The organism is Nonomuraea sp. NPDC049400 (genome assembly GCF_044466425.1).
GTDB lineage: Bacteria > Actinomycetota > Actinomycetes > Streptosporangiales > Streptosporangiaceae > Nonomuraea.
Map to the genome: position 1 here is coordinate 221725 of NZ_JBITMP010000009.1, position 24706 is coordinate 246430.

20 protein-coding genes are annotated in these 24706 nt (G+C 70.5%); 8 read left to right on the forward strand and 12 right to left on the reverse strand.

All coding sequences use genetic code 11. From position 1 onward, the window contains the following. Nucleotides 1-161: 161 nt before the first annotated feature. The 4 genes from ACIBVN_RS16400 to ACIBVN_RS16415 all read right to left on the reverse strand — a co-directional run bounded on the left by ACIBVN_RS16400 (nt 162) and on the right by ACIBVN_RS16415 (nt 6428). Nucleotides 162-2603: a LuxR C-terminal-related transcriptional regulator gene (locus ACIBVN_RS16400; protein WP_397137028.1), complete on the reverse strand. Its 2442-nt coding sequence runs from the start codon at nt 2601-2603 to the stop codon at nt 162-164. Between the two features lie 54 nt (nt 2604-2657). Beyond that, nucleotides 2658-3071, reverse strand: coding sequence for an AMP-binding protein (locus ACIBVN_RS16405; RefSeq protein ID WP_397137030.1), 414 nt, complete (start codon nt 3069-3071; stop codon nt 2658-2660). A 146-nt stretch (nt 3072-3217) separates the two neighbouring features. Then, nucleotides 3218-5632, reverse strand: coding sequence for a LuxR C-terminal-related transcriptional regulator (locus tag ACIBVN_RS16410; RefSeq protein WP_397137032.1), 2415 nt, complete (start codon nt 5630-5632; stop codon nt 3218-3220). Nucleotides 5633-5684: 52 nt separating this feature from the next. After that, on the reverse strand, nt 5685-6428 hold the full coding sequence (locus ACIBVN_RS16415; RefSeq protein ID WP_349450922.1) for an AMP-binding protein: 744 nt from the start codon (nt 6426-6428) through the stop codon (nt 5685-5687). Nucleotides 6429-6648: 220 nt separating this feature from the next. On the opposite strand from ACIBVN_RS16415, the gene typA reads away from it, so the two are divergent. After that, on the forward strand, nt 6649-8499 hold the full coding sequence (gene typA / locus ACIBVN_RS16420; RefSeq protein WP_397137034.1) for a translational GTPase TypA: 1851 nt from the start codon (nt 6649-6651) through the stop codon (nt 8497-8499). 185 nt (nt 8500-8684) lie between these two features. Then, complete coding sequence (locus tag ACIBVN_RS16425) at nt 8685-11213, forward strand: hypothetical protein (protein ID WP_397137036.1); 2529 nt, start codon at nt 8685-8687, stop codon at nt 11211-11213. 25 nt (nt 11214-11238) lie between these two features. Here ACIBVN_RS16425 and ACIBVN_RS16430 read toward each other — a convergent pair whose 3' ends face one another. The 4 genes from ACIBVN_RS16430 to ACIBVN_RS16445 all read right to left on the reverse strand — a co-directional run bounded on the left by ACIBVN_RS16430 (nt 11239) and on the right by ACIBVN_RS16445 (nt 13822). Further along, a complete protein-coding gene (locus ACIBVN_RS16430; RefSeq protein WP_397137038.1) occupies nt 11239-11889 on the reverse strand; it encodes a DUF2461 domain-containing protein in 651 nt (216 codons plus the stop codon). Nucleotides 11890-11926: 37 nt separating this feature from the next. Next, the gene (locus tag ACIBVN_RS16435; RefSeq protein WP_397137040.1) at nt 11927-12718 is read right to left on the reverse strand and encodes a polysaccharide deacetylase family protein; all 792 of its coding nucleotides are present in this window, start codon (nt 12716-12718) and stop codon (nt 11927-11929) included. 30 nt (nt 12719-12748) lie between these two features. Next, nucleotides 12749-13018, reverse strand: a complete 270-nt coding sequence (locus tag ACIBVN_RS16440) for a hypothetical protein (RefSeq protein ID WP_397137042.1) — start codon at nt 13016-13018, stop codon at nt 12749-12751. Nucleotides 13019-13246: 228 nt separating this feature from the next. After that, nucleotides 13247-13822, reverse strand: a complete 576-nt coding sequence (locus tag ACIBVN_RS16445) for a helix-turn-helix domain-containing protein (protein WP_397137044.1) — start codon at nt 13820-13822, stop codon at nt 13247-13249. Nucleotides 13823-13909: 87 nt separating this feature from the next. Between ACIBVN_RS16445 and ACIBVN_RS16450 the strand changes: the two genes are divergently transcribed. Then, complete coding sequence (locus ACIBVN_RS16450; RefSeq protein ID WP_397137046.1) at nt 13910-14749, forward strand: EamA family transporter; 840 nt, start codon at nt 13910-13912, stop codon at nt 14747-14749. 19 nt (nt 14750-14768) lie between these two features. Beyond that, the gene (locus tag ACIBVN_RS16455) at nt 14769-15713 is read left to right on the forward strand and encodes an anti-sigma factor RsbA family regulatory protein (RefSeq protein ID WP_397137048.1); all 945 of its coding nucleotides are present in this window, start codon (nt 14769-14771) and stop codon (nt 15711-15713) included. Here ACIBVN_RS16455 and ACIBVN_RS16460 read toward each other — a convergent pair. Continuing rightward, nucleotides 15710-16297 carry a sigma-70 family RNA polymerase sigma factor gene (locus ACIBVN_RS16460; protein ID WP_397137050.1) on the reverse strand — a complete coding sequence of 196 codons (588 nt, stop codon included), beginning with the start codon at nt 16295-16297 and terminating at the stop codon, nt 15710-15712. The genes ACIBVN_RS16455 and ACIBVN_RS16460 overlap by 4 nt on opposite strands. Before the next feature lie 246 nt (nt 16298-16543). Between ACIBVN_RS16460 and ACIBVN_RS16465 the strand changes: the two genes are divergently transcribed. Then, complete coding sequence (locus ACIBVN_RS16465) at nt 16544-17620, forward strand: PLP-dependent cysteine synthase family protein (protein ID WP_397137052.1); 1077 nt, start codon at nt 16544-16546, stop codon at nt 17618-17620. 5 nt (nt 17621-17625) lie between these two features. Here ACIBVN_RS16465 and ACIBVN_RS16470 read toward each other — a convergent pair whose 3' ends face one another. Continuing rightward, nucleotides 17626-18585 carry an ABC transporter substrate-binding protein gene (locus tag ACIBVN_RS16470; RefSeq protein WP_397137054.1) on the reverse strand — a complete coding sequence of 320 codons (960 nt, stop codon included), beginning with the start codon at nt 18583-18585 and terminating at the stop codon, nt 17626-17628. Between the two features lie 105 nt (nt 18586-18690). Between ACIBVN_RS16470 and ACIBVN_RS16475 the strand changes: the two genes are divergently transcribed. Genes ACIBVN_RS16475 through ACIBVN_RS16485 form a run of 3 tightly spaced genes read left to right on the forward strand, consistent with a single transcriptional unit; the run spans nt 18691 to nt 21568 of the window. Next, a complete protein-coding gene (locus tag ACIBVN_RS16475) occupies nt 18691-19725 on the forward strand; it encodes a FecCD family ABC transporter permease (protein ID WP_397137056.1) in 1035 nt (344 codons plus the stop codon). Further along, nucleotides 19725-20768, forward strand: coding sequence for a FecCD family ABC transporter permease (locus ACIBVN_RS16480; RefSeq protein WP_397137058.1), 1044 nt, complete (start codon nt 19725-19727; stop codon nt 20766-20768). Before ACIBVN_RS16475 ends, ACIBVN_RS16480 begins: the two co-directional genes overlap by 1 nt. Then, nucleotides 20765-21568, forward strand: a complete 804-nt coding sequence (locus ACIBVN_RS16485; RefSeq protein ID WP_397137060.1) for an ABC transporter ATP-binding protein — start codon at nt 20765-20767, stop codon at nt 21566-21568. Before ACIBVN_RS16480 ends, ACIBVN_RS16485 begins: the two co-directional genes overlap by 4 nt. A gap of 38 nt (nt 21569-21606) precedes the next feature. Here the strand turns inward: ACIBVN_RS16485 and ACIBVN_RS16490 are convergent, their stop codons facing one another. Together ACIBVN_RS16490 and ftsY are read right to left on the reverse strand one after the other, a co-directional pair. Then, nucleotides 21607-23283, reverse strand: coding sequence for a tetratricopeptide repeat protein (locus tag ACIBVN_RS16490; RefSeq protein ID WP_397137062.1), 1677 nt, complete (start codon nt 23281-23283; stop codon nt 21607-21609). A gap of 243 nt (nt 23284-23526) precedes the next feature. Next, the gene (gene ftsY, locus ACIBVN_RS16495) at nt 23527-24699 is read right to left on the reverse strand and encodes a signal recognition particle-docking protein FtsY (protein ID WP_397137064.1); all 1173 of its coding nucleotides are present in this window, start codon (nt 24697-24699) and stop codon (nt 23527-23529) included. Nucleotides 24700-24706: the final 7 nt, after the last annotated feature.

Genomic DNA, 24706 nt, shown 5'->3' on the forward strand with positions numbered 1-24706 from the left:
TTCCCTCGTCACTCCGGTCGCTACGCTCCCTGCGTTCCTCAGTCCAGGCGACGGCGCTCCCTCGCGTGCGCCGGGGGGGAGTGTGGGAGGCGTCGATGCGGACCCCGTCGTCGGTCCTGAGCATGACGGGGAAGTTGGGCGCGAAGGGCATGGATATGAGCTTATGTTCGCCCCGCGTCCACCCCATGCTCGGCCGCCCACACCGCGATCTGCGCCCGCGAGTCGAAGTCCAGCTTCTCCATGATGTTGGCGATGTGCCGGGCCACGGTGGCCGGGCTGATCACCAGCTCCTGGGCGATGCCGCGGTTGCTCAGGCCGCCGGCGAGCAGGGCGGCGATCTGCTGCTCCCGCGCGGTCAGCCGGCCGTACGGCGCCGCCTCCTGAGCAGGCGTGCCCGGCTGCGAAAGGATGTATGCGGCCTGGCCCTCGAGCACCCACCTGGCCACCTCCTCGGGTGGCCGCTCCGCGCCCTTGGCCCAGAGCAGCGCCACCCGCCCCGCCCCGAGCTTCGAGCGGGCGAGCACCAGCAGCTCCTGGACGCGCCCTGGCGTGCCGAACTGCCCGATGGACTCGCGCAGCGCGGTGGCCGCCGAGCCGGCCAGCACCGCGCCCTCCAGGTCGTCCTGGGCCCGCGCCAGGGCGGACAGCGCCACGAGCGCGCGCATGACGCCTCTGCGCTGGCCCATCTGCCTGCTCAGGTCAAGGCCGGCGGAGATGTGGCTCCTGGCCGCGGCGTAGTCGCCCAACCCCGCCGCCACCCGGCCGAGCTGGGCATGGCAGCGGGCCAGCTCGACGCGGTTGTCCATCTCCTCGATCAGCGGCAGCGCGGCGGCGTGGTGTGACCTGGCCGTCTCCAGGTCGCCCGCCGCCTCGGCCACCGCGCCCAGGTGGGTCAGCGCCCTGGCCACCGTCCAGTGGTGCCTGGCCTCCCTGGCCAGCGCGAGCGCCTCCTCGCCGTAGCGCTGGGCCTGGTGCAGCCCGCCGCTGAAGAGCGCCAGGTTGAGCTGGGCGATCCTGGCCGTGGCCAGGTTGAACAGGTCGTCGTGGGCGGTGGCCGCCGCCTCCAGCTCCTCGAGGTAACGCCGTGCCTTCTCGCTCTGCCCGGTGCGGAAGAACACGGTCAGCGCCACGCCGTACGTCATGCCCAGCCAGTACGTGTACGGGTGCCGCTGCTGCTCCTCGACGCTCTGCACGACGAGCTCCTCCGCGCCCGCCAGCTCGTCGGCGAGCTCCAGCCCGTACGCCAGCGCGCCCTTGGCCACCGCGACCAGGTCGGCGGGCACGCCGGAGAGGTCGAGCGCGAGCAGCCGCTCGTGCCAGCCGACGCTCTCGCCCAGATCCCCGCGCGAAGCCAGCATCGCCAGCGCGACGCGGGCGAGGCGCAGTCCGAACGCCGGATGGTTCCTCTCCACCGCCCAGTCCACCGCGTTCCTGGCGTCGTCGAGGAGGGCGCGGCCCTTGGTGAAGTGCGCGAACCGCTCCTGCCACGGCCTGCGGTCGAGCGAGGCCGCCTCGTGGCCGCGCTCCATCTCCTCGCAGATCACCTTCAGGTGCCTGTCCCGCAGGCGCTCGGCCTCTCCCGCCTCCTCCAGGCGCTCGGCGGCGTACTGCTTGATGGTCTCCAGCAGGCGGTAGCGCCCGGCGGCGTCGTGGAGCACCAGCGACTTGTCGACCAGGCCGCCGAGCAGGTCGAGCACGTCGGCCTTGCGCACGATGCCGCCGTCGGCGCACACCCGTTCGGCCAGGACGAGGTCGAACAGCCCGGCGAAGACCGACAACCGGCGCAGCAGCACGCGCTCCTTCGGCAGGAGCAGCTCGTGGCTCCAGTCGACGGTGGCCAGGAGCGTGCGCTGCCTGGCGGGGGCCGTGCGGTCGCCGATGGTGAGCAGGTTGAAGCGGTCGCCCTTGCGAACGGCGATGCGGTCGGCGATGCGGCCGGGGCCCAGCAGGCTGGTGCGGGCCGCCGCCAGCTCCAGCGCGAGCGGCAGGCCGTCGAGCGCGTGGCACAGGCGTACGACGTCGTCCATGCTGCCGCTCACCCCGCGCGCGCCGGCCGCGTGCGCCCGCTCCACGAACAGCAGCACCGACTCCGCCTCGGGATGCCGCTCGTCCGGCAGCTCCAGCGGCGGCACCCGCCAGATCAGCTCGCCGGGGATGTGCAGCGGCTCTCGGCTGGTGAGCAGGAACCGCAGCTCCGGGCACTCGGCGATCAGGTCGGCCACCAGCTCGGCGCAGCGGTCGACCAGGTGCTCGCAGTTGTCCAGCACGATCAGCGCGTGGGCCGTGCGCAGGCGCGTGCGCAGGCCGTCGAGCAGCCGCCCGGGCACCTCGTCGCGCACGCCGAGCACCTCGGCCATCTCGTTGACGATCAGCGCCGGGTTGCCGATGCGGGCCAGCTCCACCAGCCACACGCCGTCGGCGAAGCGGTGCGCCTGCTGCGCCGCCACGCGCAGGGCCAGGCGGGTCTTGCCGATGCCGCCGACGCCACTCAGCGTGACCACGCGTTCTTCGTGGACCAGCGCCGCCAGCTCGGCCAGGTCGCGGGCGCGCCCGACGAAACGGTTGGGCTCGGCTGGGAGATTGTGCAGGAGTTGCGTGGTCATGTGGGGCCCAACTGGGTAGCGGGAGGAGCACATCCGTGCATAGTCTCCACCGCTTCAGGGCCTGGCGCGATCACTTTCCGTGCAGAGTTCGCGACTGGCTGGATATGAATGCAGGACGCCCAGGTCGGCGACGCTCATCACGATCCTTACGCGTGATTCGTCCGCCGCGTCGAGCGCCTGCGGAACGTCCGAGATCATCACGCGGGCGCCGCTCGCCCGCATGCGGTCCCTGAGGGCGCCCGCGTCGAGCTCCGCGGGCAGGGGACAGACGACTCCTCCCGCGGCGATCACCGCGGCGGCCGCCACCAGCAGGTCGCACCCGACGGGCAGGCAGATGAGCACGGTGTCACCCTCGCGTACGCCTCTGCGCCGCAGCTGGACGGTCGCGACGGCGGAGCTCTCGTCCAGCTGCTCCTCGGTGAGCTTCAGGCCCGTGCCCGAGTCCACCATGACGATCCGCTCATCCATGTGGCCCACCGTAGGGAGGGGGTCTCGTGCATACATGGGGCGGAATATGCAGATCCTTATGCAGAAGCGCCGCCACTGCCCTGAGCCTTACCGCATACCCTCCGTGCGCGCCGCCTACACACCCGCCGCGAAGGTCGTACCGGCGGTCAGACCGGCGGGCTCGGGCGCTTGGCGGCCCACACCGCGATCTGCGCCCGGGACGTGTAGCCGAGCTTCTCCATGATGTTGGCGATGTGCCGGGCGACGGTCGCGGGGCTGATCACCAGCTCCGCCGCGATGGCCCGGTTGGACAGCCCACGGGTGAGCAGGCCGGCGATCTCCTGCTCGCGGGCGGTCAGCAGCGAGTGTTTGACCGGCTCGGCCGCCACGGGCGTCTTCTGTGGCGCCCGTTCGCCCTCCAGCACGCGGCGGGCGGCGTCGTCGGGGCTCATCGCCCGCCCCCGCGCCCACAACGAGGTGGTGCGTCCGTCGCCCAGCTTGGTGCGGGCCCGGCCGAGCAGCTCCTCGATCCTGATCGTGGACGACTGCTGCCCGATCGACTCACGCAGCGTGGCCGCCGCCGCGGCGGCCAGCACGGCGCCCTCGAGATCGCCTTCGCACTCCGCCAGCACGGACAGCCCCACCAGGGAGCGGGCCACGCTCTGCCGCTGCCCGGTCTCCCTGCCGAGCGCGAGGCTGGCGCGCAGCCACTCCCGGGCGGTGGCGAACTCGCGCAGCAGCGCCGCCACCCTGCCCATCCTGGCCAGGCAGCGCGACAGATCGAGGTCGCTGCCCAGCTCGCGCAGCCATGGGACGGCCATCTCGTACTGGGCCTTGGCGGTCACCAGGTCGCCGCGGAACTCGGCCACCGCGCCGAGCTGGGTCGCGGTCCTGGCCATGATCCAGCGATGGCCGTGCTCGCGAGCCCGCGCGAGCGCCTCCTCACCGAGCCGCTGCGCCTCGCGCAGCCGCCCGCGGGTCAGGGCCACCGCCGACAGCCCGGCCAGCCCCGCCGCCTGGTTCCACGCGTCGCCCGAGCGGGTGGCCACGGCCAGGCCCTTCTCCGCGTGGTGCACCGCGTCCTCGGGCCTGCCCATGCGCAGCAGCACGACGACGATGAGGCTGTGCATGACGGAGCGGGCGTAGAAGTTGCACGGCGACATCCCGGCCAGGCTCTCCTCGGCCAGCTCCAGGGCGCGGCTCAGCTCGTCCCTGGCCTCCAGCCCGTAGGCGAGGTATGCCTTGGCCTGCGCGATCTGCTCGGGCGGCACGTGCGTCAGGTCGAGCGAGAGCAGCCGCTCGACCCAGGTGACGATCTCGGTGAGGTTGCCGCAGATGGGCAGCAGGCCCGTGCTGGAGGCGCACAGGCGCAGGGCGAGCTCGACGTTGCCGGACTCGGCCGCCCAGTCGAGTGCCACCCGCTGGTCGTCGACGAGGCTCTTGCTCATGGTCAGCGCCGCCAGCCGGCGCGCCCACGGCACTCCTTGCTCCACCATCTCGGTCATGAAGTGGCGCTCCTGCAGCTCGCAGAGCACGCGGAGGTGGCGCTCGCGCAGGAGCTCGCGCTCGCCGGCCTGCTGGAGGCGCTCGACCGCGTACCGCTTGATGGTCTCCAGCAGCCAGTAGCGCCTGCGGCTCTCCTCGCACAGCACCAGGGACTTGTCGACCAGCCCGCCGAGCAGATCGACGATCTCCGCCTCGGAGATCGGCTCACCGGCGCAGATCTGCTCGGCGAGGTCGAGGTCGAAGTCGCGGGGGAACACCGACAACCTGCGCAGCAGCACCTGCTCCTTCTCCGACAGCAGGTCGTAGCTCCACTCGACGGCCGCCAGCAGCGTGCGCTGCCTGGCGGGCGCGGTGCGGCCCCCGGTGGTGAGCAGCGAGAACCGGTCGTCGATGCGGTCGGCGATCTGCCCGGGACTGAGCAGGCTCGTGCGGGCCGCGGCCAGCTCCAGCGCGAGCGGAAGCCCGTCGAGCGCCTGGCACAGACGCACCACGTCGGTCAGGCTGTCGCTGCCCAGCCTGGTGCCGGCGGCCGCCGCCCGGTCCATGAAGAGCTGCACGGACTCGGCGTCGGGAGTGCCCATGTCGGGCAGGTCGAGCGGCGGCACCCGCCAGATCAGCTCGCTGGCGATGCGCAGCGGCTCCCGGCTGGTGGCCAGGATGCTCAGCCGCGGGCAGGCCGCGATCAGCGCCGCGCTGACCTCGGCGCACCTGTCGATGAGGTGCTCGCAGTTGTCGAGGAGCAGCAGGCAGTGCAGATCGCGCAGCCGGTCGGTCACGGTGGCGAAAACCGGGCGGCCCGCCTCCTCGCACACGCCGAGCACGCGGCCGATCTCCTGATCGACCAGCTCCGGGCGGTGCACCCTGGCCAGCTCGACCAGCCAGACGCCGCCGGGGTAGGCGGGCACGAGCCGCGCGGCGACGCGCAGCGCCAGCCTGGTCTTGCCGATGCCCCCGACCCCACACAGCGTGACCACGCGGGTCTCGCCGAACAGGCCACGCAGGTCGTCGAGATCGCGCTCGCGGCCCACGAACCGGTTGGGCTCAGCGGGAAGGTTGTGCCTGGGGGGCTCTGGCATGTGGTCACCCTGCGTCGCTGAAGGATCACACTCTCCCACAGTGTGGCACTTTTCACAGCCCAAGCGAGCTAACGATCGCCCTTTCGTCCACGACACGCAGAATGGGGTCACCGAGAAGCCGTCTGGCCAGGTCATACGGCGCGACGACCATGGTGGCCCGGCGCTCGGCGGCCAGCACGCGGCAGCCGATCAGGCTCGGCTCGTGCGCGACGACGACGTGGGCGCCCGCCGTCATCGCCAGATCGACCACCCTGAGCCCCCTGAACGGCTCACTCACCGCGCTGATCACGACGTCGTCCTTGTCGATCACCAGGCGCGAGGCGAGCTTGCGCAGGTCGCTCGCCAGCGCGTCATGGCGGAACGTCCGCACGCCGTCGACGACGATCGCGGGGCCCGCCAGCGGGCCGAACTCGAGGGTGCGCTCACCGATCAGCTCGCTGAACGGCTTCGCCCCGGGCACCGGCCGGAACGAGAAGACCTGCTCGACCTTAGCCACGGCGGAGTCGTAATGCCCCTGAGTGATCATGAAGCGGGCCGCCCCCGAGGCCGCGAGCACCGCGACCCCGCCCGCCCAGGCCACGGCGTGGACCGCGACGGGAAGCGTCGTGCCGAGCGGGACGTTGACGATGACGTGGTCGCCGAAGCGCAGACCCTGGCGGCGCAGCCCCGCCGCGGCACGGGTGACGCGTTTGACGAACGCGGCGTATGACAGCACCCCACCGGTCCTGACATCGCTCACCGCCGGCTGATCCCCCCGAGTCGGCGCCGCGGCCATCACCAGCTCTGTCCACGTCATGCCGACAATCTAGGGACGCGGGCCACGATTGCCATGCGCACAATTGTGCAACCCGCTATGTACGTGAGGTTTCCCACGCGTACAGAGGTGTCCCAAGTATGTAGACCCGCATATCCTGCCTCTCCCCTCGCGCCGCGCTGGCATCAGAGGGGATCAACTAGACTTATGTGGTCGCGACTTCGCGCGGCCGACCCCACCTCACATAGAGCGAGACGTCATCATGCCTTTGAACAGCCGCGACGACCTGCGGAACATCGCGATCATCGCGCACGTCGACCATGGCAAGACCACATTGGTCGACGCCATGCTCTGGCAGTCCGGGGCCTTCCGCGCGAACCAGGACGTCGACGACCGCGTCATGGACTCCAACGACCTCGAGCGCGAGAAGGGCATCACCATTCTCGCGAAGAACACCGCGGTCAAGCACGGTGGCATGACCATCAACATCATCGACACCCCCGGCCACGCCGACTTCGGCGGCGAGGTCGAGCGCGGCCTGTCGATGGTCGACGGCGTCGTGCTGCTGGTCGACGCCTCCGAGGGCCCGCTGCCGCAGACCCGCTTCGTGCTGCGTAAGGCGCTGACCGCGAAGATGCCGGTCATCCTCTGCATCAACAAGGTCGACCGCCCCGACGCCCGCATCAAGGAGGTCGTGGACGAGGTCTACGAGCTGTTCATGGACCTCGACGCCACCGAGGACCAGATCGACTTCCCGATCGTGTACGCCTCCGCCAAGGCGGGCAGGGCCTCCATGGAGCGCCCACAAGACGGCGGTATGCCCGACTCGCCCGACCTTGAGCCGCTGTTCGACATCATCAAGTCGACCATCCCCGCGCCGACGTACGACCCGAGCGCGCCGCTCCAGGCCCACGTCACCAACCTCGACGCCTCCTCCTACCTCGGCCGCATCGCGCTGTGCCGGATCCACCAGGGCGTGATGCGCAAGGGCCAGCAGGTGGCCTGGTGCCGCACCGACGGCTCGATCCAGCGCGTCAAGGTGACCGAGCTGCTCATGACCGAGGCCCTGGAGCGCAAGCCGGCCGAGGAGGCGGGCCCCGGCGACATCATCGCCATCGCCGGCATCCCCGAGATCATGATCGGCGAGACGCTGGCCGACCCCGACGACCCGCGCCCGCTGCCGCTGATCACGGTGGACGAGCCGGCCATCTCGATGACCATCGGCACCAACACCTCGCCCCTGGTCGGCAAGGTCAAGGGCTCGAAGGTCACCGCCCGCATGGTGAAGGACCGCCTCGACAAGGAGCTGGTCGGCAACGTGTCGCTGCGCGTGCTGCCCACCGACCGGCCCGACGCCTGGGAGGTGCAGGGCCGCGGCGAGCTGGCGCTGGCCATCCTGGTCGAGCAGATGCGCCGCGAGGGCTACGAGCTGACCGTCGGCAAGCCGCAGGTCGTCACCAAGACCATCGACGGCAAGGTGCACGAGCCGGTCGAGCGCCTCACGGTCGACTGCCCGGAGGAATACCTCGGCGCGGTCACCCAGCTCCTGGCCGTGCGCAAGGGCCGCATGGAGCACATGACCAACCACGGCACCGGCTGGATCCGGATGGAGTTCGTGGTGCCGGCTCGTGGCCTGATCGGCTTCCGCACGGAGTTCCTCACCGAGACCCGCGGCACCGGTCTGGTGCACCACGTGTTCGACTCCTACGAGCCGTGGTTCGGCGAGCTGCGCACCCGTAACAACGGCTCCCTGGTGGCCGACAGGTCCGGTCCGGTGACCGCGTTCGCGATGCTCAACCTGCAGGAGCGCGGCACCCTGTTCGTCTCGCCGACGACCGAGGTCTACGAAGGCATGATCATCGGCGAGAACTCCCGGTCCGACGACATGGACGTGAACATCACCAAGGAGAAGAAGCTCACCAACATGCGCTCCTCCACCAGCGAGGAGACAGAGAAGGTGATCCCGCCGCGCGTCCTCTCGCTCGAGCAGGCGCTGGAGTTCATCCGCGAGGACGAATGCGTGGAGATCACTCCGGAGCACGTGCGCATCCGCAAGGTCGTGCTCGACGCCGCCACGCGCGGTCGCGCCGCGGCCCGCGCCAAGCGGGGCTGAGATTTTCCGGGCCTTTATTCAGCTGTCAGTACGACTGGTAAGCATCCCGGCTTCGCCACGGGCGATGCACGTGCACGCGGGTAAAGGAAAAAGGCCCGGGGAAGCAGCTGTAATCACACCGTGACCCCATAACATGGAACATTCTGTCATTCCGGAGAATCATCCAAATTGTGGGAAAGCTCCGAATGGCAACCGCGTTCGGGCTGGCTCTGGTGTCGTTGGGGGCGATTGTTTGGTGCACCGTCGCAGCCAGACCGGTGGCGGGCCCCGCGGTGCCCAAGAGCACCGCGGCGCCCAATCCGTGGGTGGCGGCCGCCGCCCGCGCCGATCCGTTGGTGCGCTGGGCCCGCAAGGCCGCCACCGAGGTGACGGTCACCAGGGCGACTGAGGCCGACCTGGATCCGGTGCCCGAGGGGCGCATCGACCCCCGCCAGCGGCAGGTCAAGGTGACCGTCGTGCACCGGCTGACCATGGCGTCCAAGGACCCGCTCATCGGCGCGCTCCGCCAGGGTGCCGGCTTCCCCGGCACGCTCCAGCAGGTCACCGACACCGCGTTCGGCGCGATCAAGGTGGACGGCCCGGGGCTGGCGCCCACGACGCGCCTGGCGCCCGTCCTCGACTCGGACACCTCAGGCACCACGGCCAGGTTCACGGTGACGCTGCTCCGCCAGATCAAGCGGAGCGAGCTGCTGAAGCTCGACTTCAACGCCCCCAGCGAGTCCCCCTTGATCGTCACCTCGCGCTCGATCGCGGTTCAGCCCGGCGAGTGGACGGTGCTGCGGCTGGCGGGGATCACCCCGGACCGCGAGCAGGAGGCGCGGCTGGAGTTCGCCATCGGGGCGTACCCGGTGAGCATGACGCTGGCGCCGGACTCGTACGGGTTCGCCGACGTGGCCGTGGAGGACGGCTTCTCGTGGGCCACCACGCTCGGCGTGCTCACCGCCCTCGCGCTGGTCGTCTTCCTGGCGCGCTCGCTCGGGCGCGGGTGGTTGGAGCGCGTGCCCAACAGGGAACTGGTCGTCGGGCTCGGACTGGCGGCGCCCACGCTGCTGATCCCGCTGGTCGCCGAGGACTGGTCGGCGGTGACGTACGTGGTCCTCTTCGTCGCGGTGCCCGCGCTCGCGCTGCGGCACGCCGGGCGGGTGCTGCCCACCAGCCCGCCGTGGAACACGCGCGACCTGCTGGTCGTGACCGGGCTGGGCGTGGTGGTCGGGCTCGGCATGCTGGTCTGGTCGTGGCTGCACGGCCAGCTGTCCGGCCAGGTCCTGCTGGCCGGAGGCGCGGTGGCCGCCGTGGCGGCGGCGGGGTCCGCGGTGGCGTTCAGCGTGGACCTGGGGGTCAGGTCGGTGATCGTGCGGCTGGCCGTGTGGTCGGCCGAGGCCGCGATCGGGCTGCTCGCGCTGGCGCTGTGGCTGCGGGCCCTGCTGGCCGGGGTGTACCCGCCCGACAGCGTACGGCTGATCCTGGCACTGGGCTGGGCCATGATCCCGGTCGCCGCCATCACCGTGGCGAGCAAGCAGTGGACGCGCGGCGCGGTGGTCGGCGCCGTGATCGTGAGCCTGCTGGTGCAGGGCTGGCCCACCGAGTGGCTGGACTCCGGGTCCTGGAGCCTGGCGGTGTCGCAGCCCGAGCCCATGATCGGCAGCCTCTCCCTCACCCCTCTGGTGCGCGGGGTGCTGGGGTTGCTGCTGCTGGGGTTCCTGATGCTGGTGCTGCGGCTCCAGCGGCTCGGCGGGCAGCTCTCCGCGATCGACAACGCGGTCGCCGAGTCGACCATGATCGCCGTACTGATGGTGCTGTACATCACGCCCGGCGGCAGCACGACGCTGGCCGACATCGACGTGCCGCTGCCGCTGCTCGCGATCACCTCGATCGTGGCCTGGGCGACCGCGCACTGGCTGCTCTCGGGGCTCCGTCCTGCCCTCACCGAGCCCTCTTCGCAGGAGGAGCACCGCCGGCTCGTCAGGGACGCCCTGCACAAGCGGCTGCTGCTCGTCGCGGAGCAGGAGCTGTACCGCGTCGGACGGGGCATGATCGGCTCGGGCGAGATGTCGATGGCAGACTTCGACCAGCAGCGGGACGCTCTGGAGACGGCGCTGCAGCAGCAGGGACGGCACCCGGAAACCGCCTTCGCCACCGCCTGCGGGTGCACGCCGTGGCACAACGGCGTGCACGCCTTCACCGTGAGCCTGCTGCTGAGCCTGCCTTTCGCGATCGTGCACGGGTGGCCTGAGGGGGTGGACCTGACCAGCTTCATCTTCGACGGGCGCTACCTGATCACGCTGCCTGCCTTCGGCTTCCTGTTCGGCTACTTCTACCCGCGCGTCCGCGGCACCCAGCCCATGACCAAGGCCCTGCACCTCACCGCGGCGGCGCTGCTGACCGAGCTGTCGGGCTATCTCTCGACGCTGGTGGAGCCGGACATCGGGGCCTTCGACAAGGCGCAGGTCGTGGGGATCGTGGTGGGGCAGGTGACGGTGGTCTGCATCGGGCTGGGGCTGTTCTGGGAGTGGCGCATCATGCACCTGGCCGGGGAGCCGTGGGCCCGGGTACGCAACCTGCGCAGCATCCGCAGCCTGGCGGCGCCGACGCTGGCCATCGTCCTGGCGGCGGGCACGACGGCGGCGACCTCGGCGGCGGGGCAGACCGTGGACCGCATCCTCAAGGGCGACCAGGTCACCACCACGGCCCCAGGCAACATCGGCGGTCCGTGATCCCCACCCCACGGGGCCGGGCGGCTCAGCGGCGTGGCAGCTCGCTGCCGCGGACGTGGGTGCAGAGCCAGTCGACCAGCGGGCCGTAGGCGCGCCAGGTGTGCGACACGCGCGCGAGCACCTCCGCCGTGTGCACCCACGGCTCCGGCTCGAAGCTCATGCCCGCGTAGAGCGACTTGTGCCGCAGCAGCTCGATGCGTGGGTGGTCCTCCGTAAAGCCCCGCGGCTTGGTCTTGAGCCGCTCACCGTACAGCGCGTAGCCCTGGGCCACGAGCCCCGAGGTGAGCGACTCGAGAGGCTTGCCCGACAGATCCTCGTCCACGGCCGCCCGGTAGCGGGCCACCTGGTCGGCGGCCTGCGTGTAGAAGCCGCCCGCCGTGAACAGCCCCGCCGCGCTCACCTCGACGTAAAGCCCGATCCCGGGCTGCAGGTCCACGAAGGCGCCCTGGTGGGTCTTGTACGGCGACTTGTCCTTGGAGAAGCGCACATCCCGATAGGGCCTGAAGAGCTGCGCGGGCCCGAACTCCGGAGCCAGCTCGTCCGTGAGCGCCAGCATCGGCTCCCGCACCGCCTCCTCATAGAGGTGCTTGTGCCGCGTGAAGTAGGTCTTCGAGTTGTCCGCCTCGAGCCCCTCGTAGAACAGGAACGCCTCGTCAGGGAAGCCGCTGAAACCCATGTCACCAGGGTGCCACGCCTCACCGACACGACGGACCTCAGCGCTCGGTGTAGGTCCGCCCAGGCGAGGGCGTCCTGCCGTACAGCTCGGAGACCGTGACGAACGTGTAGCCCTTCTTCTCGAGGGTGTCGAGCATGGCAGGCACGGCCTCCACGGTGCTCCGGTGGATGTCGTGCAGCAGGACGATCGAGCCGGGCTTGGCGGCGCCGGCCCGCTTGGCCACGAGGGCGGGCACGCGGTTCAGCCAGTCGAGCGTGTCCACGTTCCACAGGATCTGCGCCAGCCCCTCGCGGTGCAACTCCGCCACGACGCGGTCGTCCGTCGACCCGTACGGGGGCCGCATCACCCGCATCCGCACCCCGGTCAGCTTCTCCACCAGGTCGTCGGTGCGCTTGAGCTGCCGTTCGATCTCCTCGCGTGACAGCGCCGCAAGTGCCGGATGGCTCCACGAATGGTTGCCGATCTCGTGGCCCTCCTCCACGATGCGGCGGGTGAGGCGGCCGTCCTTGTCGGCCGCCACCATCTGCCCGATGACGAAGAACGTGGCCCTGACGTCACGCTTGTGCAGCAGGTCGAGCAGCGGCGCGGTGTGCTCGCCCGGCCCGTCGTCGAAGGTCAGGGCCACGCACTTCAGCTTCGCGCAGTCGAAGTTGCGGCTACGCGGCCAACCGTCCTGTATGGACGCCAGTCGTTTGGCGAGCGCCTCGGGATTGACGAGAGCCGGCCGGATGGGCGCGACCGGCGTCGTGGCCCGCTGGTGACGCGCCACCGAATAGGTGACGCACAGCGCGAGAGCGAGCAGGGCCAGCGGCAAAGCCCATACGCGCATGGTTCCCCCCGAAACGCCGCGCGCGGGGGCCTACGGATAGTCCTGGACCGGTTTCCCCCGCAGTTCCCTGGCCAGGTCGTCCCACCAGAGTGGGATATCGGCCTGCAGTTCCTTGTAGCGGCGCGCCACGCGTATGGCACATCCAACCGGATCCGTACCCAGATGCCGACGTTTCACCGCCCCTTCCTGCCAACGGTAAAAACCATCTCTATACCGCACGACCAGGCCTATCCACACCGAGATGGTCTCGCCGTCGCCTACCTCGTACGCGCTGGTGACGCCCAGAACATGAAGCTCCACCTGGAGTTTCTCTGTCGCCGCTCGGGCCTCACTCACACGCCACCCCCTGCCGACGGTCCGTCGTACACCAGGGATGTACCCAACAACGGGCATCAGCCGTCCAAGACATGCGGCAATCGTCATGGGTCGGCGGCTGAGGCCCGTGACCTGCTGTCACGGGAGCATCACGAGCGCATACGTTACCGATCGTGACCGGGATTTTCCACAGAGTTGCCGAGGGCGTTACCGCTACTGATCGTGCGTCTCGCGCGGTTCGGCGACCACCATGATCAGCCTGAGCTCCTCCTCGCCCCTGTTCGCGTAGCGATGGGGCCGGTCGGCGGTGAAGAGCACCGCGTCGTCCTTCCCGATCACGTGGCTCCTGCCGTAGACCGTGAGCGTCAGCTCGCCGTCCAGCACGGTCAGCATCTCGCGGGTGCCCGGCGGGTGGGCGTCGCCGTCGTGGTGCTCGCCGGGCGCCAGCCGCCAGTCCCACAGCTCCAGGATCATCGGCACGTCCGCGCCCACCAGCAGCCGCGCCTGCACGTCCCCCTGCTCGAACGTGACCACGTCGGACTTGCTCACGATCCGCACCGAGGGCACGTCGGCGACCTCGACGAGCCTGGCCACGGTGACGCCCAGGGCGGAGGCGATCCGGGTGAGCGTGGAGACGCTGGGGTTCGTCCTGCCCTGCTCCACCTGGACGAGCATGCCCCTGCTCACCCCCGACCTGGCGGCCAGCGCGTCCAGGGTCAGCCCACGGTGCGCGCGCTGGGCGCGCACGTTGTTCGCGATGGCCTGGTTGATCAGTTCCGGATCTTCCACACAGTGCAGTGTAGTGAATTCCAGGTGCAGCGGAATGTACTCTATGTGTTGTACTAAGAGTGCAACCTGTTGAACTGGAGGGTACCGATGACGGTGATCCTGGCGACCGCGTGCGCGGTGGTGTACGGCACGGCCGACTTCTTCGGCGGCCTGGCCACCAAGCGCTCTCAGGTCCTGTCCGTCGTCGTGTTATCGCAACTCGCGGGCCTGGCGCTGATCCTCGGCCTGCTGCCCCTGCTGCCGGGCACGGTCAGCACTCAGGCTCTGGCGTGGGGCCTGGCGGCGGGCCTGTCGGGCGCGACCGGCCTGGTGCTGTTCTACCGGGCGCTGGCCACGAGCGTCATGTCGGTGGTGGCCCCGACGACCGCCGTCACCTCCGCGGCGCTGCCCGTGGTGTTCGGGCTGGCGACGGGCGAGCGGCCCGCGTTCTGGGCACTGGTGGGCGTGGTCCTGGCGCTCGGCGCGGTGCTGCTGGTCAGCCAGGACAAGTCCGCCGACCGGCGCGGCTCGCTCACCTCGGTGCTGGCCGCCCTGGCCGCGGGGGCCGGGTTCGGCGGCTTCTTCATCCTGCTCGCCATGGCGCCGCACGAGGCGGGCCTGTGGCCGCTGGTGGGCGCCAGGCTGTCGTCGGTGACGGCCGTGGCGCTGCTGGCCGTGGCCACGCGGAGGGCGCTGAAGCCGGGCCAGGGCTCGCTGCACATCATCGTGGCGGCGGGCGTGCTCGACATGGCGGCCAACGTGCTCTACCTGCTGGCCCAGCAGAACGGCCTGCTCAGCCTGGTCGCCGTGCTGGTCTCGCTCTATCCCGCGAGCACCCTGCTGCTGGCGAGGCGGGTGCTGGGCGAGCGGCTGGCCGGCATCCAGGTGGCCGGTGTGGCATGCGCGCTCGGGGCGGTGGCGCTGATAGCCGTTGCGCAGCCCCACTAGCGCTTGCTACGTTTCGCCCGTGCGCCCTGGGCGGGCACCTTCCGATGGCGAGTCGCTACGGCATATCGCGGTGCCGTACGACTCGGATGAGGCGTTTCTCCGGCTGGCCGTGCCGCGCGTGCGCTCCGCCCTCGCCGAGGGCAGGAGCGTGCTGGTGATCACGTGCGCGACCAAGCTCTCCTTGCTGCGCGACGCGCTCGGTCCCGACGCCGGACGCATCGACGGCCGGGTCTCCACCTCGTGGTACGGCCACCCGTACCGGACCCTGGCGGCCTACCACGAGTACACGCACGGCCGCCGCACCCTCGTCATCTGCGAGCCCAGCTGGGAGGGCAGGAGCGAGCGGGACATCAGGGAGCTGATCCGCTCCGAGTCCGTGCTCAACGCCGCGCTCGGCGCGGCGGCGACCATCATGTTGTGCCTGTACGACGTGCGCCGGGCGCCCGAGACCGCGCTCCACTTCAGCCCGGTCAGCCACCCTCTCCTCCTGGGCGCGGACGGCGAGTCGGCGAGCACCCGCTTCGTCGCATCCCACGAGCTGGTGCTGAACGGCGACCGCGCGCCCCTGCCGGAGCCCGGCCACGACGCCCGGACGATGCCCTTCACCGCCCGCGAGCTGCGGCGGCTGCGCCAGACCGTCGGCGACTACGCCAGAGCGGCCGGCATGGACCCCGACCTGGTCATCTCGCTCGTGATCAGCGTGTCGGAGATCGCCGCGAACAGCATCGAGCACGGCGCCGGGCACGGCACGATCACGATGTGGGTCAATGACGGCGAGCTGGTCTGCGAGATCGCCGATCCCGGCGGCTCCCTGGACGATCCCTTACCGGGCTACATACCACCTGAGCCCGAATCCCCTCGGGGATACGGGCTCTGGATCAGCCGGCAGCTCTGCGATCTCGTGGAGCTGCGCAATGAAGGCGGCGTGTTACGCGTCCGCCTTCATCTCACTATGGGGTCTTAGGCCGCGGCGCGCTGGGCGGGGAGCCGGACGGCGCCCTCCTCGCGGGCGTACTCCTCCAGCATGCCGCGCAGCTGGCGGCGGCCCCGGTGGAGGCGGGACATGACGGTGCCGATGGGCGTGCCCATGCGGTCGGCGATCTCCTTGTACGCGAACCCCTCGACGTCGGCCAGGTAGACGGCCACGCGGAAGTCCTCGGGGAGCGCCCGCAGGGCGTTCATGACGACGCTGTCGGGCAGCCGGTCGAGCGCCTCGGTCTCGGCCGAGCGCAGACCGGTGGAGCTGTGCGACTCGGCGGCGTGCAGCTGCCAGTCCTCGATGTCCTCGGCGGCCGACAGCTTCGGCGAGCGCTGCTTCTTGCGGTAGTCGTTGATGAAGTTGTTGGTGAGGATCCGGTGCAGCCACGCCTTGAGGTTCGTGCCCTCCCGGAACTGGTGATACGACGTGTACGCCTTCGCCACCGTCTCCTGTACCAGATCTTCCGCGTCAGCGGCGTTACGGGTCAGGCGCATGGCGGAGGCGAACAGCTGCGACGTCACGGGCACGACATCGCGCTCGAACCAGTCCTGACGCTGCTCATCGGTCATAGTGATCAATTCATTCCCCCTTGCGCTATCCCCCGTTCCGGCACAAGCCGCCTGCGGGCGGATTCCATCATGGCAAGTCCCAGGTAAGGGACGCGTTAGAGATCCGCCTTGGTCAGAGGGGGTTTCCGTCCATCTGCTCGCGGCGTATACGGTCACGTCCACGGCCGGACAAGTCTCAGTATCATAACACTACCCGTCCAATTTTTCGGAAATAGTGGCAAGAGTCACATGGGATAGCGTATGGGCATGAGTTTCGTGGACCGTCACGACCTGGGGACGCGCCGCTGGGTGGCGGAGGCCATACGCAAGGTCGAGGCCGACGCCAACCGTAGCTGCGACACACACCTGCACGTCTTTCCGCTGCCCTCGCACTGGGGTGTAAACCTCTACTTGAAAGACGAGTCGGTGCACCCCACAGGTTCACTCAAACATCGGCTGGCTCGCTCCCTCTTCCTCTACGGCCTGGCCAACGGCTGGATCGGCCCCACCACGACGATCGTGGAGGCGTCGAGCGGATCCACGGCCGTGAGCGAGGCGTACTTCGCCCGCCTGCTCGGCCTGCCGTTCATCGCGGTCATGCCTGCCTCCACGTCGCCGGAGAAGTGTCACCTCATCGAGTTCTACGGTGGGAAATGTCACCTCGTCACGGACCCCCGCGCGATCTATGACGAATCTCACCGTCTGGCCGCGGAGACCGGCGGCCACTTCATGGACCAGTTCACCTACGCGGAGCGGGCCACCGACTGGCGCGGCAACAACAACATCGCCGAGTCCATCTATTCCCAGATGTCCATGGAGCCCCACCCCGAGCCCGCGTGGATCGTGGTGGGCGCCGGCACCGGCGGCACGTCCTCCACCATCGGCCGCTACATCCGCTACCGCCGCCACCCCACCCGCCTGGCCGTCGTCGATCCGGAGGGCTCGGCCTTCTACCCGAGCTGGGTCTCCGGCGACACCTCGGTCACCGCGCCCGGCTCGCGCATCGAGGGCATCGGCCGCCCCCGCGTGGAGCCCTCGTTCCAGCCGTCCGTCATCGACCGCATGATCGCCGTGCCCGACGCCCGCTCGATCGCCGCCATGCACTGGACGCGCGAGGTCACAGGGCTGGACGTGGGCGGCTCGACGGGCACCAACATGGCGGCCTGCGTGGACCTGATCGACGAGATGCGGGCGGCGGGCGAGCAGGGCAGCATCGTCACGCTGATCTGCGACAGCGGCGACCGCTACCGCGGCACGTACGGCAACCCGCAGTGGCTCGCCGACCAGGGCCTCGACATCGACCCCCACCTGGCGGAGCTCCGCGCGTTCCTCAGCGCCTCGTAGCCGGGTCAGGTCCGCGCGGGGTCCACGGAGAAGAGCTTGGCCACGTCGTCAAGGATCGCGTGGGCCCCCTGGATCCCCACCGCGGTCATCCAGGTCAGGTCGTCGACGTCGTGCTTGTCGCCCTTGAGCTTGCCCCAGAGCGGGTTGCTCAGGAACTTCTCCTTGGGCCCCTCGGCCGCCGGATCCTTGAAGGTCGAGACGAAGATGTGGTCGGCGTCCAGGTCCGAGATCCGCTCCTGGCTGACGTCCACCGCGATGGCGTCCTGCTTGGTCGGCTGCCCCTCGGGCCTGGGGAATCCGACGTCCTTCAGCACCAGTCCTGAATAGGACTTCTCCACGTACAGCCGGACCGTCGGCTCGCCGGCGAACCGCACGACCGAGATCGTCGGCAGCTCGCCGTCCTTCGCCTTGATGGCTTCGCCGATCTTGGCCGCCCGGCCCTCGTACTCCTTGATCCTGGTGTCGGCGAGTTGCTCCTTGCCCAGGGCCTGTCCCATGAGCCGGACGTTCTCCTTCCAGATGGCCCCGGTGGTCTCGCTGAACACGGTCGGCGCGATCTTGGACAGCTTGTCGTACAGAGCCTCGTGCCGGACCTTCGCCGAGACGATCAGGTCGGGCTTGAGCGCGATGATCTTCTCCAGGCTCGGCTGCTCCAGCGTGCCGACCGGGGTGGCCTCCTTGCCGTACTGCTCGGCGACGGTCCCGAGGTAGGCGGGCAGCTTGTCGTCGAGCGACCGGTACGTCGTGTACCCCACCACCGGCGTCTCCAGCGTGAGCACCGCGTCGACGAAGCTCTGGTCGAGCGCCACCACCCGCTTCGGCTGGGCAGGGATCGCGGTCTCGCCCATGGCGTGTTTGACCGTCCTGAACGCGGAGGGGGCGGCCTCGGACTCGCCCGCGGACGTGCCGCAGGCCGCGAGCCCCGCCACCAGGACGGCGCCGACCAGCACGCGCAACGATCTCATCAAATCCCTTTCCCAGATCCAAAAGTAAGGTAACCCTAAATTAGGTTAGCCCTGCCTAAGCTGGCATACTTCTGCAGGATCGAGCAAATGTTGAGGAGGACGCGGGTGAGTGCGACCGCCGTGGCACCGCGCCTCCAGGGCATCCGGCAAAGGCGGCTCACCGTACTCCTCGCCCTGCTCGCCGCCCTGCTCGTCGCGATCGTGCTGAGCATCACGGTCGGCTCCAAGTCCGTGCCGCTCCCCGACGCCTGGCACGCCCTCACCGCCCCCACCGGGACCGAGAACGACATCGTCATCCGCTCGCTCCGCGTCCCCAGGACCGTCTTGGGGGTTCTCGCCGGGATCGCGCTCGGCGTGGCCGGCGCGCTCATGCAGGGCCACACCCGCAACCCGCTCGCCGATCCCGGGCTGCTCGGCGTCACGCAAGGGGCGGCGTTCGCGATGGTCTCCTCGATCATCCTGCTCGGCACCTCCAGCCTGCTCGCCTACATCTGGTTCGGCCTGGCGGGCGCGCTGATCGCCAGCGTCGGGGTGTTCGCGCTCGGCATGGTGGGCGGCAGGGGCGGCCCGACCCCGGTCACGCTGGCGCTCGCGGGCACCGCGGTGAGTGCTCTGCTGTACGCCCTGACCTCGGCCGTCGTGCTGCTGGACGAGCAGGCGATGGACGTGTTCCGCTTCTGGCAGGCCGGCTCGATCGCGGGCAGGGGCGCGGACGTGGTCTGGCAGGTGCTGCCGTTCATCCTCGTGGGCCTGGTGCTCGCAATGGTCAACGCGCCCGGCCTGAACGCGCTCTCCCTGGGCGAGGACGTGGCCAGGAGCCTCGGCCAGAACATCGCCATGACCCGCACCGTCGGCGTCGCCGCGGTGACCCTGCTGTCCGGCGCGGCGGTCGCGGCGTGCGGCTCGCTGGCGTTCGTGGGCCTGATCGTGCCCCACCTGGCCCGCCCGTTGTCGGGCACCGACCACCGTTGGCTGCTGCCGTTCTCGGGGCTGGTCGGCGCGGCGCTGCTGCTGCTCGCCGACGTGATCGGCCGCGTGGTGGCCCCACCGGGAGAGCTGGAGGTAGGCGTGGTGCTCGCGCTGCTCGGCGCGCCCTTCTTCGTCGCGCTCGTACGGCGCAGGAAGCCAGTGCGACTGTGATGACCGCTCTCCCCTTGCGCGTCGGCGGCCTGTCCTGGCGGCTACGACTGCGCGGCGTCGCCGTCACGCTGACGGGACTCGTCCTCCTCGTCCTGCTCATGGCCATGAACATGCGCATCGGCGAGCTCCAGATGACGCTGCAGGAAGTGGTCACCGGCACGTTCGACGTCAACAGCGCCGCCCACTTCGTCATCATGGAGCTGCGCCTGCCGCGCGCCCTCACCGGCGCCCTGGTCGGCGCCGCGCTCGCGCTGTCCGGCGCGATCATCCAGTCCATCGCGCGCAACCCGCTCGCGAGCCCCGAGATCCTCGGCGTCACCACCGGCGCCTCCGTGACGGTCGTGGCCGGCGTCGTGGCCAGCGGCAGCGCGTACGGCGGCACCAGCGGCCTGCTGGCCACCCTCGGCATCCCCGCGCTGGCCCTGCTCGGCGGCCTGACGGGCGCGGCCGTCGTCTACGGGCTGGCCTGGCGGCGCGGCCTGGACGGCTACCGCCTGGTGCTGGTCGGCATCGGCGTGGCCGCCGTGTTCACGAACATCAAGTTCTGGCTGCTGACCGTCGGCGACGTGAACGACACCGGCCGCGCCATGGTCTGGATCAGCGGCTCGCTCAACGGCCGCGGCTGGGAGCACGTGATGCCCACGGCGCTGGCCCTGGCCGTGCTCGTACCGCTGGCCCTGCTCGGCACCCGCTCGCTCGACGCGCTGCGATTCGGCGACGACACGATCGCCGGGCTCGGCGTCCGTACGAACCTGGCCCGCGCCCTGATGATCCTGGCCGCCGTGCTGCTGGCCGCCGTGGCCACCGCCTCCGCCGGTCCGATCGCGTTCGTGGCCCTCGCCTCGCCGCAGATCGCGCTCAGGCTCACCCGCTCCGCCCAGCCGCCGCTGCTGTGCTCGGCGGTCGTCGGCGCCGTGCTCACCGCCGCCGCCGACCTGATCGCCAGGACCGCGTTCTCCCCGCTGGAGCTGCCCGTCGGCATCGTCACCGCCGTGCTGGGCGCCCCGTACCTGATCCATCTGATCTGGAGGTCACGCAAATGAGGCTGCAGGCCGCCGGCGTCAAGCTCGGCTACGGCGACCGCCTGGTGGTCGCCGGCCTCGACCTCGGCATCGAGGCGGGCACCGTGACCACGATCATCGGCCCGAACGGCTGTGGCAAGTCCACGCTGCTGCGCGCGCTCGGCCGCCTGCTCAAGCCTCAGGGCGGCGAGGTGCTGCTGGACGGCAAGCGCATCGACAAGATCCCCACCCGCGAGGTCGCCAAGATCCTCGGCGTGCTCCCCCAGGCGCCCACCGCCCCCGAAGGGCTGACCGTGGCCGACCTGGTGGCCAGGGGCCGGCATCCCCACCAGACGTGGTACCGGCAGTGGTCGTCGGACGACGAGGGCGCCGTCGCGGCCGCCCTGGACATGACGGGCCTGGCCGACCTGGCGGAGCGGCCGCTGGACGAGCTGTCGGGCGGCCAGCGGCAGCGGGCGTGGATCTCCATGGCCCTGGCCCAGGGCACGGACCTGCTGCTGCTCGACGAACCGACCACGTTCCTGGACCTGGCGCACCAGGTGGAGGTGCTGGAGCTCGTACGGCACCTGCACCAGGAGGCCGGGCGCACGGTCGTCATGGTCCTGCACGACCTCAACCTCGCCGCCCGCTACGCCGACCGGCTGGTGGCCATGCGCGCCGGCAAGGTGATCGCCGCGGGCACCCCGCACGAGGTGCTCACCGAGGAGCTGCTACGCGAGGTGTTCGACCTGGACGCCAAGGTCATCGAGGATCCGGTGGCGGGCACTCCTCTGGTGGTTCCGATCGGGCCGCGGCCGCATCATGGAGAGCCGCGAGCCTGACCCGCCGCGGTGGCGAGCCGTCAACGCCCGCCCACGGGTCACGCCTCGGCGAGCGCCCTCCCCACGTCCTCGTCGTCAGGGGCCAGCTCCGCGGCTCTGAGCAGGTCCTGCCTGGCCTGGCCCGCCAGCCCCGCGGCCCGGTAGACCACGGACCGGTTGAACAGCAACTCGGCCGTCTCCCCCAGCTCGAGGGCGTGCGTCAGGTCGGCCAGCGCCGCGTCGTGGTCGCCGCGCTCGAAGGCCAGCTCGGCCCGTCCCGCCCAGGCCGCCACCAGCCCAGGGTCGATCTCCAGCGCCCCGTCGAACGCGGTCCGCGCCTCCGGGTGCCTGCCCTCGGCCAGCTCCACCTGCCCGAGCACGCACAGCAGGTGGGGGTCGCGCGGCGTCAGCCCCAGCCCGCGCACCACGTCCTGCCTGGCGCTCGCGTACTCCCCCTGACCCGCATGGATCCCGCTGCGGTTCACGTAGGCGGGCGCGAACTCGGGGTCCAGCTCCAGCGTGTGGTCCAGGTCGGCGCGGGCGCCGTCGAGATCGCCCGCGGCGAACCGGAGCTCGGCCCGGTTGTAGTACGCCTCGGGGAAGGGCGGGCTGAGCCGCATGACCGCCTCGTAGTCGGCCAGCGCCTCCTCCGGCCGCCCGAGCCGGTGCAGCAGGTTGCCGCGCTCGAGGTAGTAGTCGGGATAGCCGGGGTCGGCCTCGACGGCCCGCGTGTAGTCGGCCAGGGCCTCCTCCGTCCTGCCTGCCATGGCCAGGAGCTGTGCCCTGTTGGCGTACAGCACGAGCCGATGGATCGGGTGCTCGCCGGGGAGGTCCGCCTCTGCCAGGTCGATGGCCTGCTGTACGAGCTGCATCGCGGCCTCGTAACGGCCCCTGCGCACCTCCACCAGTGCCTTGCCGTTGAGGTCGAACCCGAGGTGGAAGGCGCGCTCGCGGCGGTCAGGCAGCAGCGACGTGATCGTGATCGCCTCGTTGATCCAGGCCAGGGCCTCCTGCGGGTCGCGCCGGGCCGGGTCGTGGTGGCGTACCAGGATCATGGCGGTGGCGTACGCGATGGTGGCGCGGTGTTTGGGGTCGGTGCTCTCGCGCCTGGCCCTGTCGTACAGCTCGCGGGCCTCCTCCTCGCGCTCGATGGCCTCCAGGGCGGCGGCGACGCGCTGCAGGAGCTGTTGCCAGCCCTCCGGGTCGTCCTCGTACGCCATCCCGCGCAGCGCCTCCAGGCCCGACTCCGCCATGGCGTGGTGGAAACCCTCGTCGCGAAAGCGGTCGAAATCCGCGCATAACGGCAAGGTGCTCGGAGCCGACGGCCCCTCGTCGATCCGGAGCAGCCCCGGGTCGATCCTGCGCCGCATAACCGCCACCAGCTCGGCGTCGGTGTGGTCGGCCTCGCCCAGGTTCGTCACGGCCACGGTGAGCGGACCCGCGCGGCGCAGGTGGTCGCGGACGAACTCGGCCAGCCCGTTCGCGACCCGGAGGCTGCGCCGGGCGCCCGGCACGAGGATGCGCTGCCCCCTGGGCAGGCTGCCGGCCAGCGAGGTCCTGCGCTCGGGCACGGCCTCCCGCAAGCCCGGCGCGGTGGCGCGGAGCTCGATGTCATGCGCGGCGACCAGGCTGGGCCAGTGCTCCAGGGCCTGGGGAACAAGGTGGCCGAGGAGCCCGGCCGCAAGGGTGTAGGGTCCGGCGATCCGGCGGTCGGCGTCGAGAATGATCGTGTCCATGAGAGACCCTGGGCCGGCGCCCCCAGCTGAGACGCCAGCCTTAGTGGTTCAGGCCTGGTGCCTCGGCGCGGCCGCAGCAGCTGGCTTCACGGTCCCGGGCCTGTGAACAACGATCTTCTTCATGGGCGCCCTTCCAAGTGTCTTCGATGACCGATCAATGTCAGCACATAGAAAAGTCGCCGATCAATGGTTATCGGGTAAGGGCTCTTCCACCGTTAATTACCGTATGCCCGGAATGCGGCTTCAGTCCCCCAGGATCGCGTCCACGAACACCTCGGGGTCGAACGGCGCCAGATCGTCGGGCCCCTCGCCCAGCCCCACGAGCTTGACCGGCACACCCAGCTCCCGCTGCACCGAGATCACGATGCCGCCCTTGGCGGTGCCGTCGAGCTTGGTCAGCGCGATGCCCGTGATGTTGACCACCTCGGCGAACACCTGAGCCTGGCGCATGCCGTTCTGGCCGGTGGTGGCGTCGAGGACGAGCAGCACCTCGTCGACCGTGGCCTTCTTCTCGATGACCCGCTTGACCTTGCCCAGCTCGTCCATGAGGCCGGTCTTGGTGTGGAGGCGGCCCGCGGTGTCGACGATGACGACGTCGGCCTTCTCCTCGATGCCCTTGGCGGCGGCGTCGAACGCCACGGAGGCCGGGTCGCCGCCCTCGGGACCGCGCACGACGTCGGCGCCCACCCGCTCGCCCCAGGTCTGGAGCTGGTCGGCGGCCGCCGCCCGGAACGTGTCGGCCGCGCCGAGCACGACCTTCTTGCCGTCGCCGACGAGCGAGCGGGCGAGCTTGCCGGTGGTGGTGGTCTTGCCGGTGCCGTTGACGCCCACGACGAGCACCACCGCGGGCCGCTCGCCGTGCCTCTTGACCTGGAGCGTGCGGTCGAGGTCGGGATTGACCTGGGCGAGCAGCTCCTCCTTCAGCAGCCCGCGCAGCTCTTCGGGGGTGCGGCTGCCCAGCACCTTGACCTTGGTGCGCAGGTCCTCGACGACGGCCTGGGTCGGCGCGACACCCATGTCGGCGCTGATCAACTTCTCCTCGACCTCGTCCCACACATCGTCGTCGAGCCGGTCGCGGGAGAGCAGCTCGAGCAGCCCGCGCCCGAGCGCGCTCTGCGAGCGCGCCAGCCGCGAGCGCAGCCGCACCATCCGGCCCTCGGACGGCGGCGGCACCTCGATCTCGGGGACGACGACGGCCGGCTCGGCGGGCTTGACCGGCGGCGGGAGCGTGGTGGTCGCGCCCTCGCCCTCCTCGCCGACTCCGGCGGGCCGCTTCTCCTCGGGAAGCACGGGGGTCTCGGGCGGCTTGACCGGCGGGGCCGCCTTGCGACCCGGCCGGAAGTACAGCAGAAGACCGCCGGCCGCCAGCAGGGCGACGACGGCCACGATCACTATGACGCCGAGGTAACCATCCACAAGATGT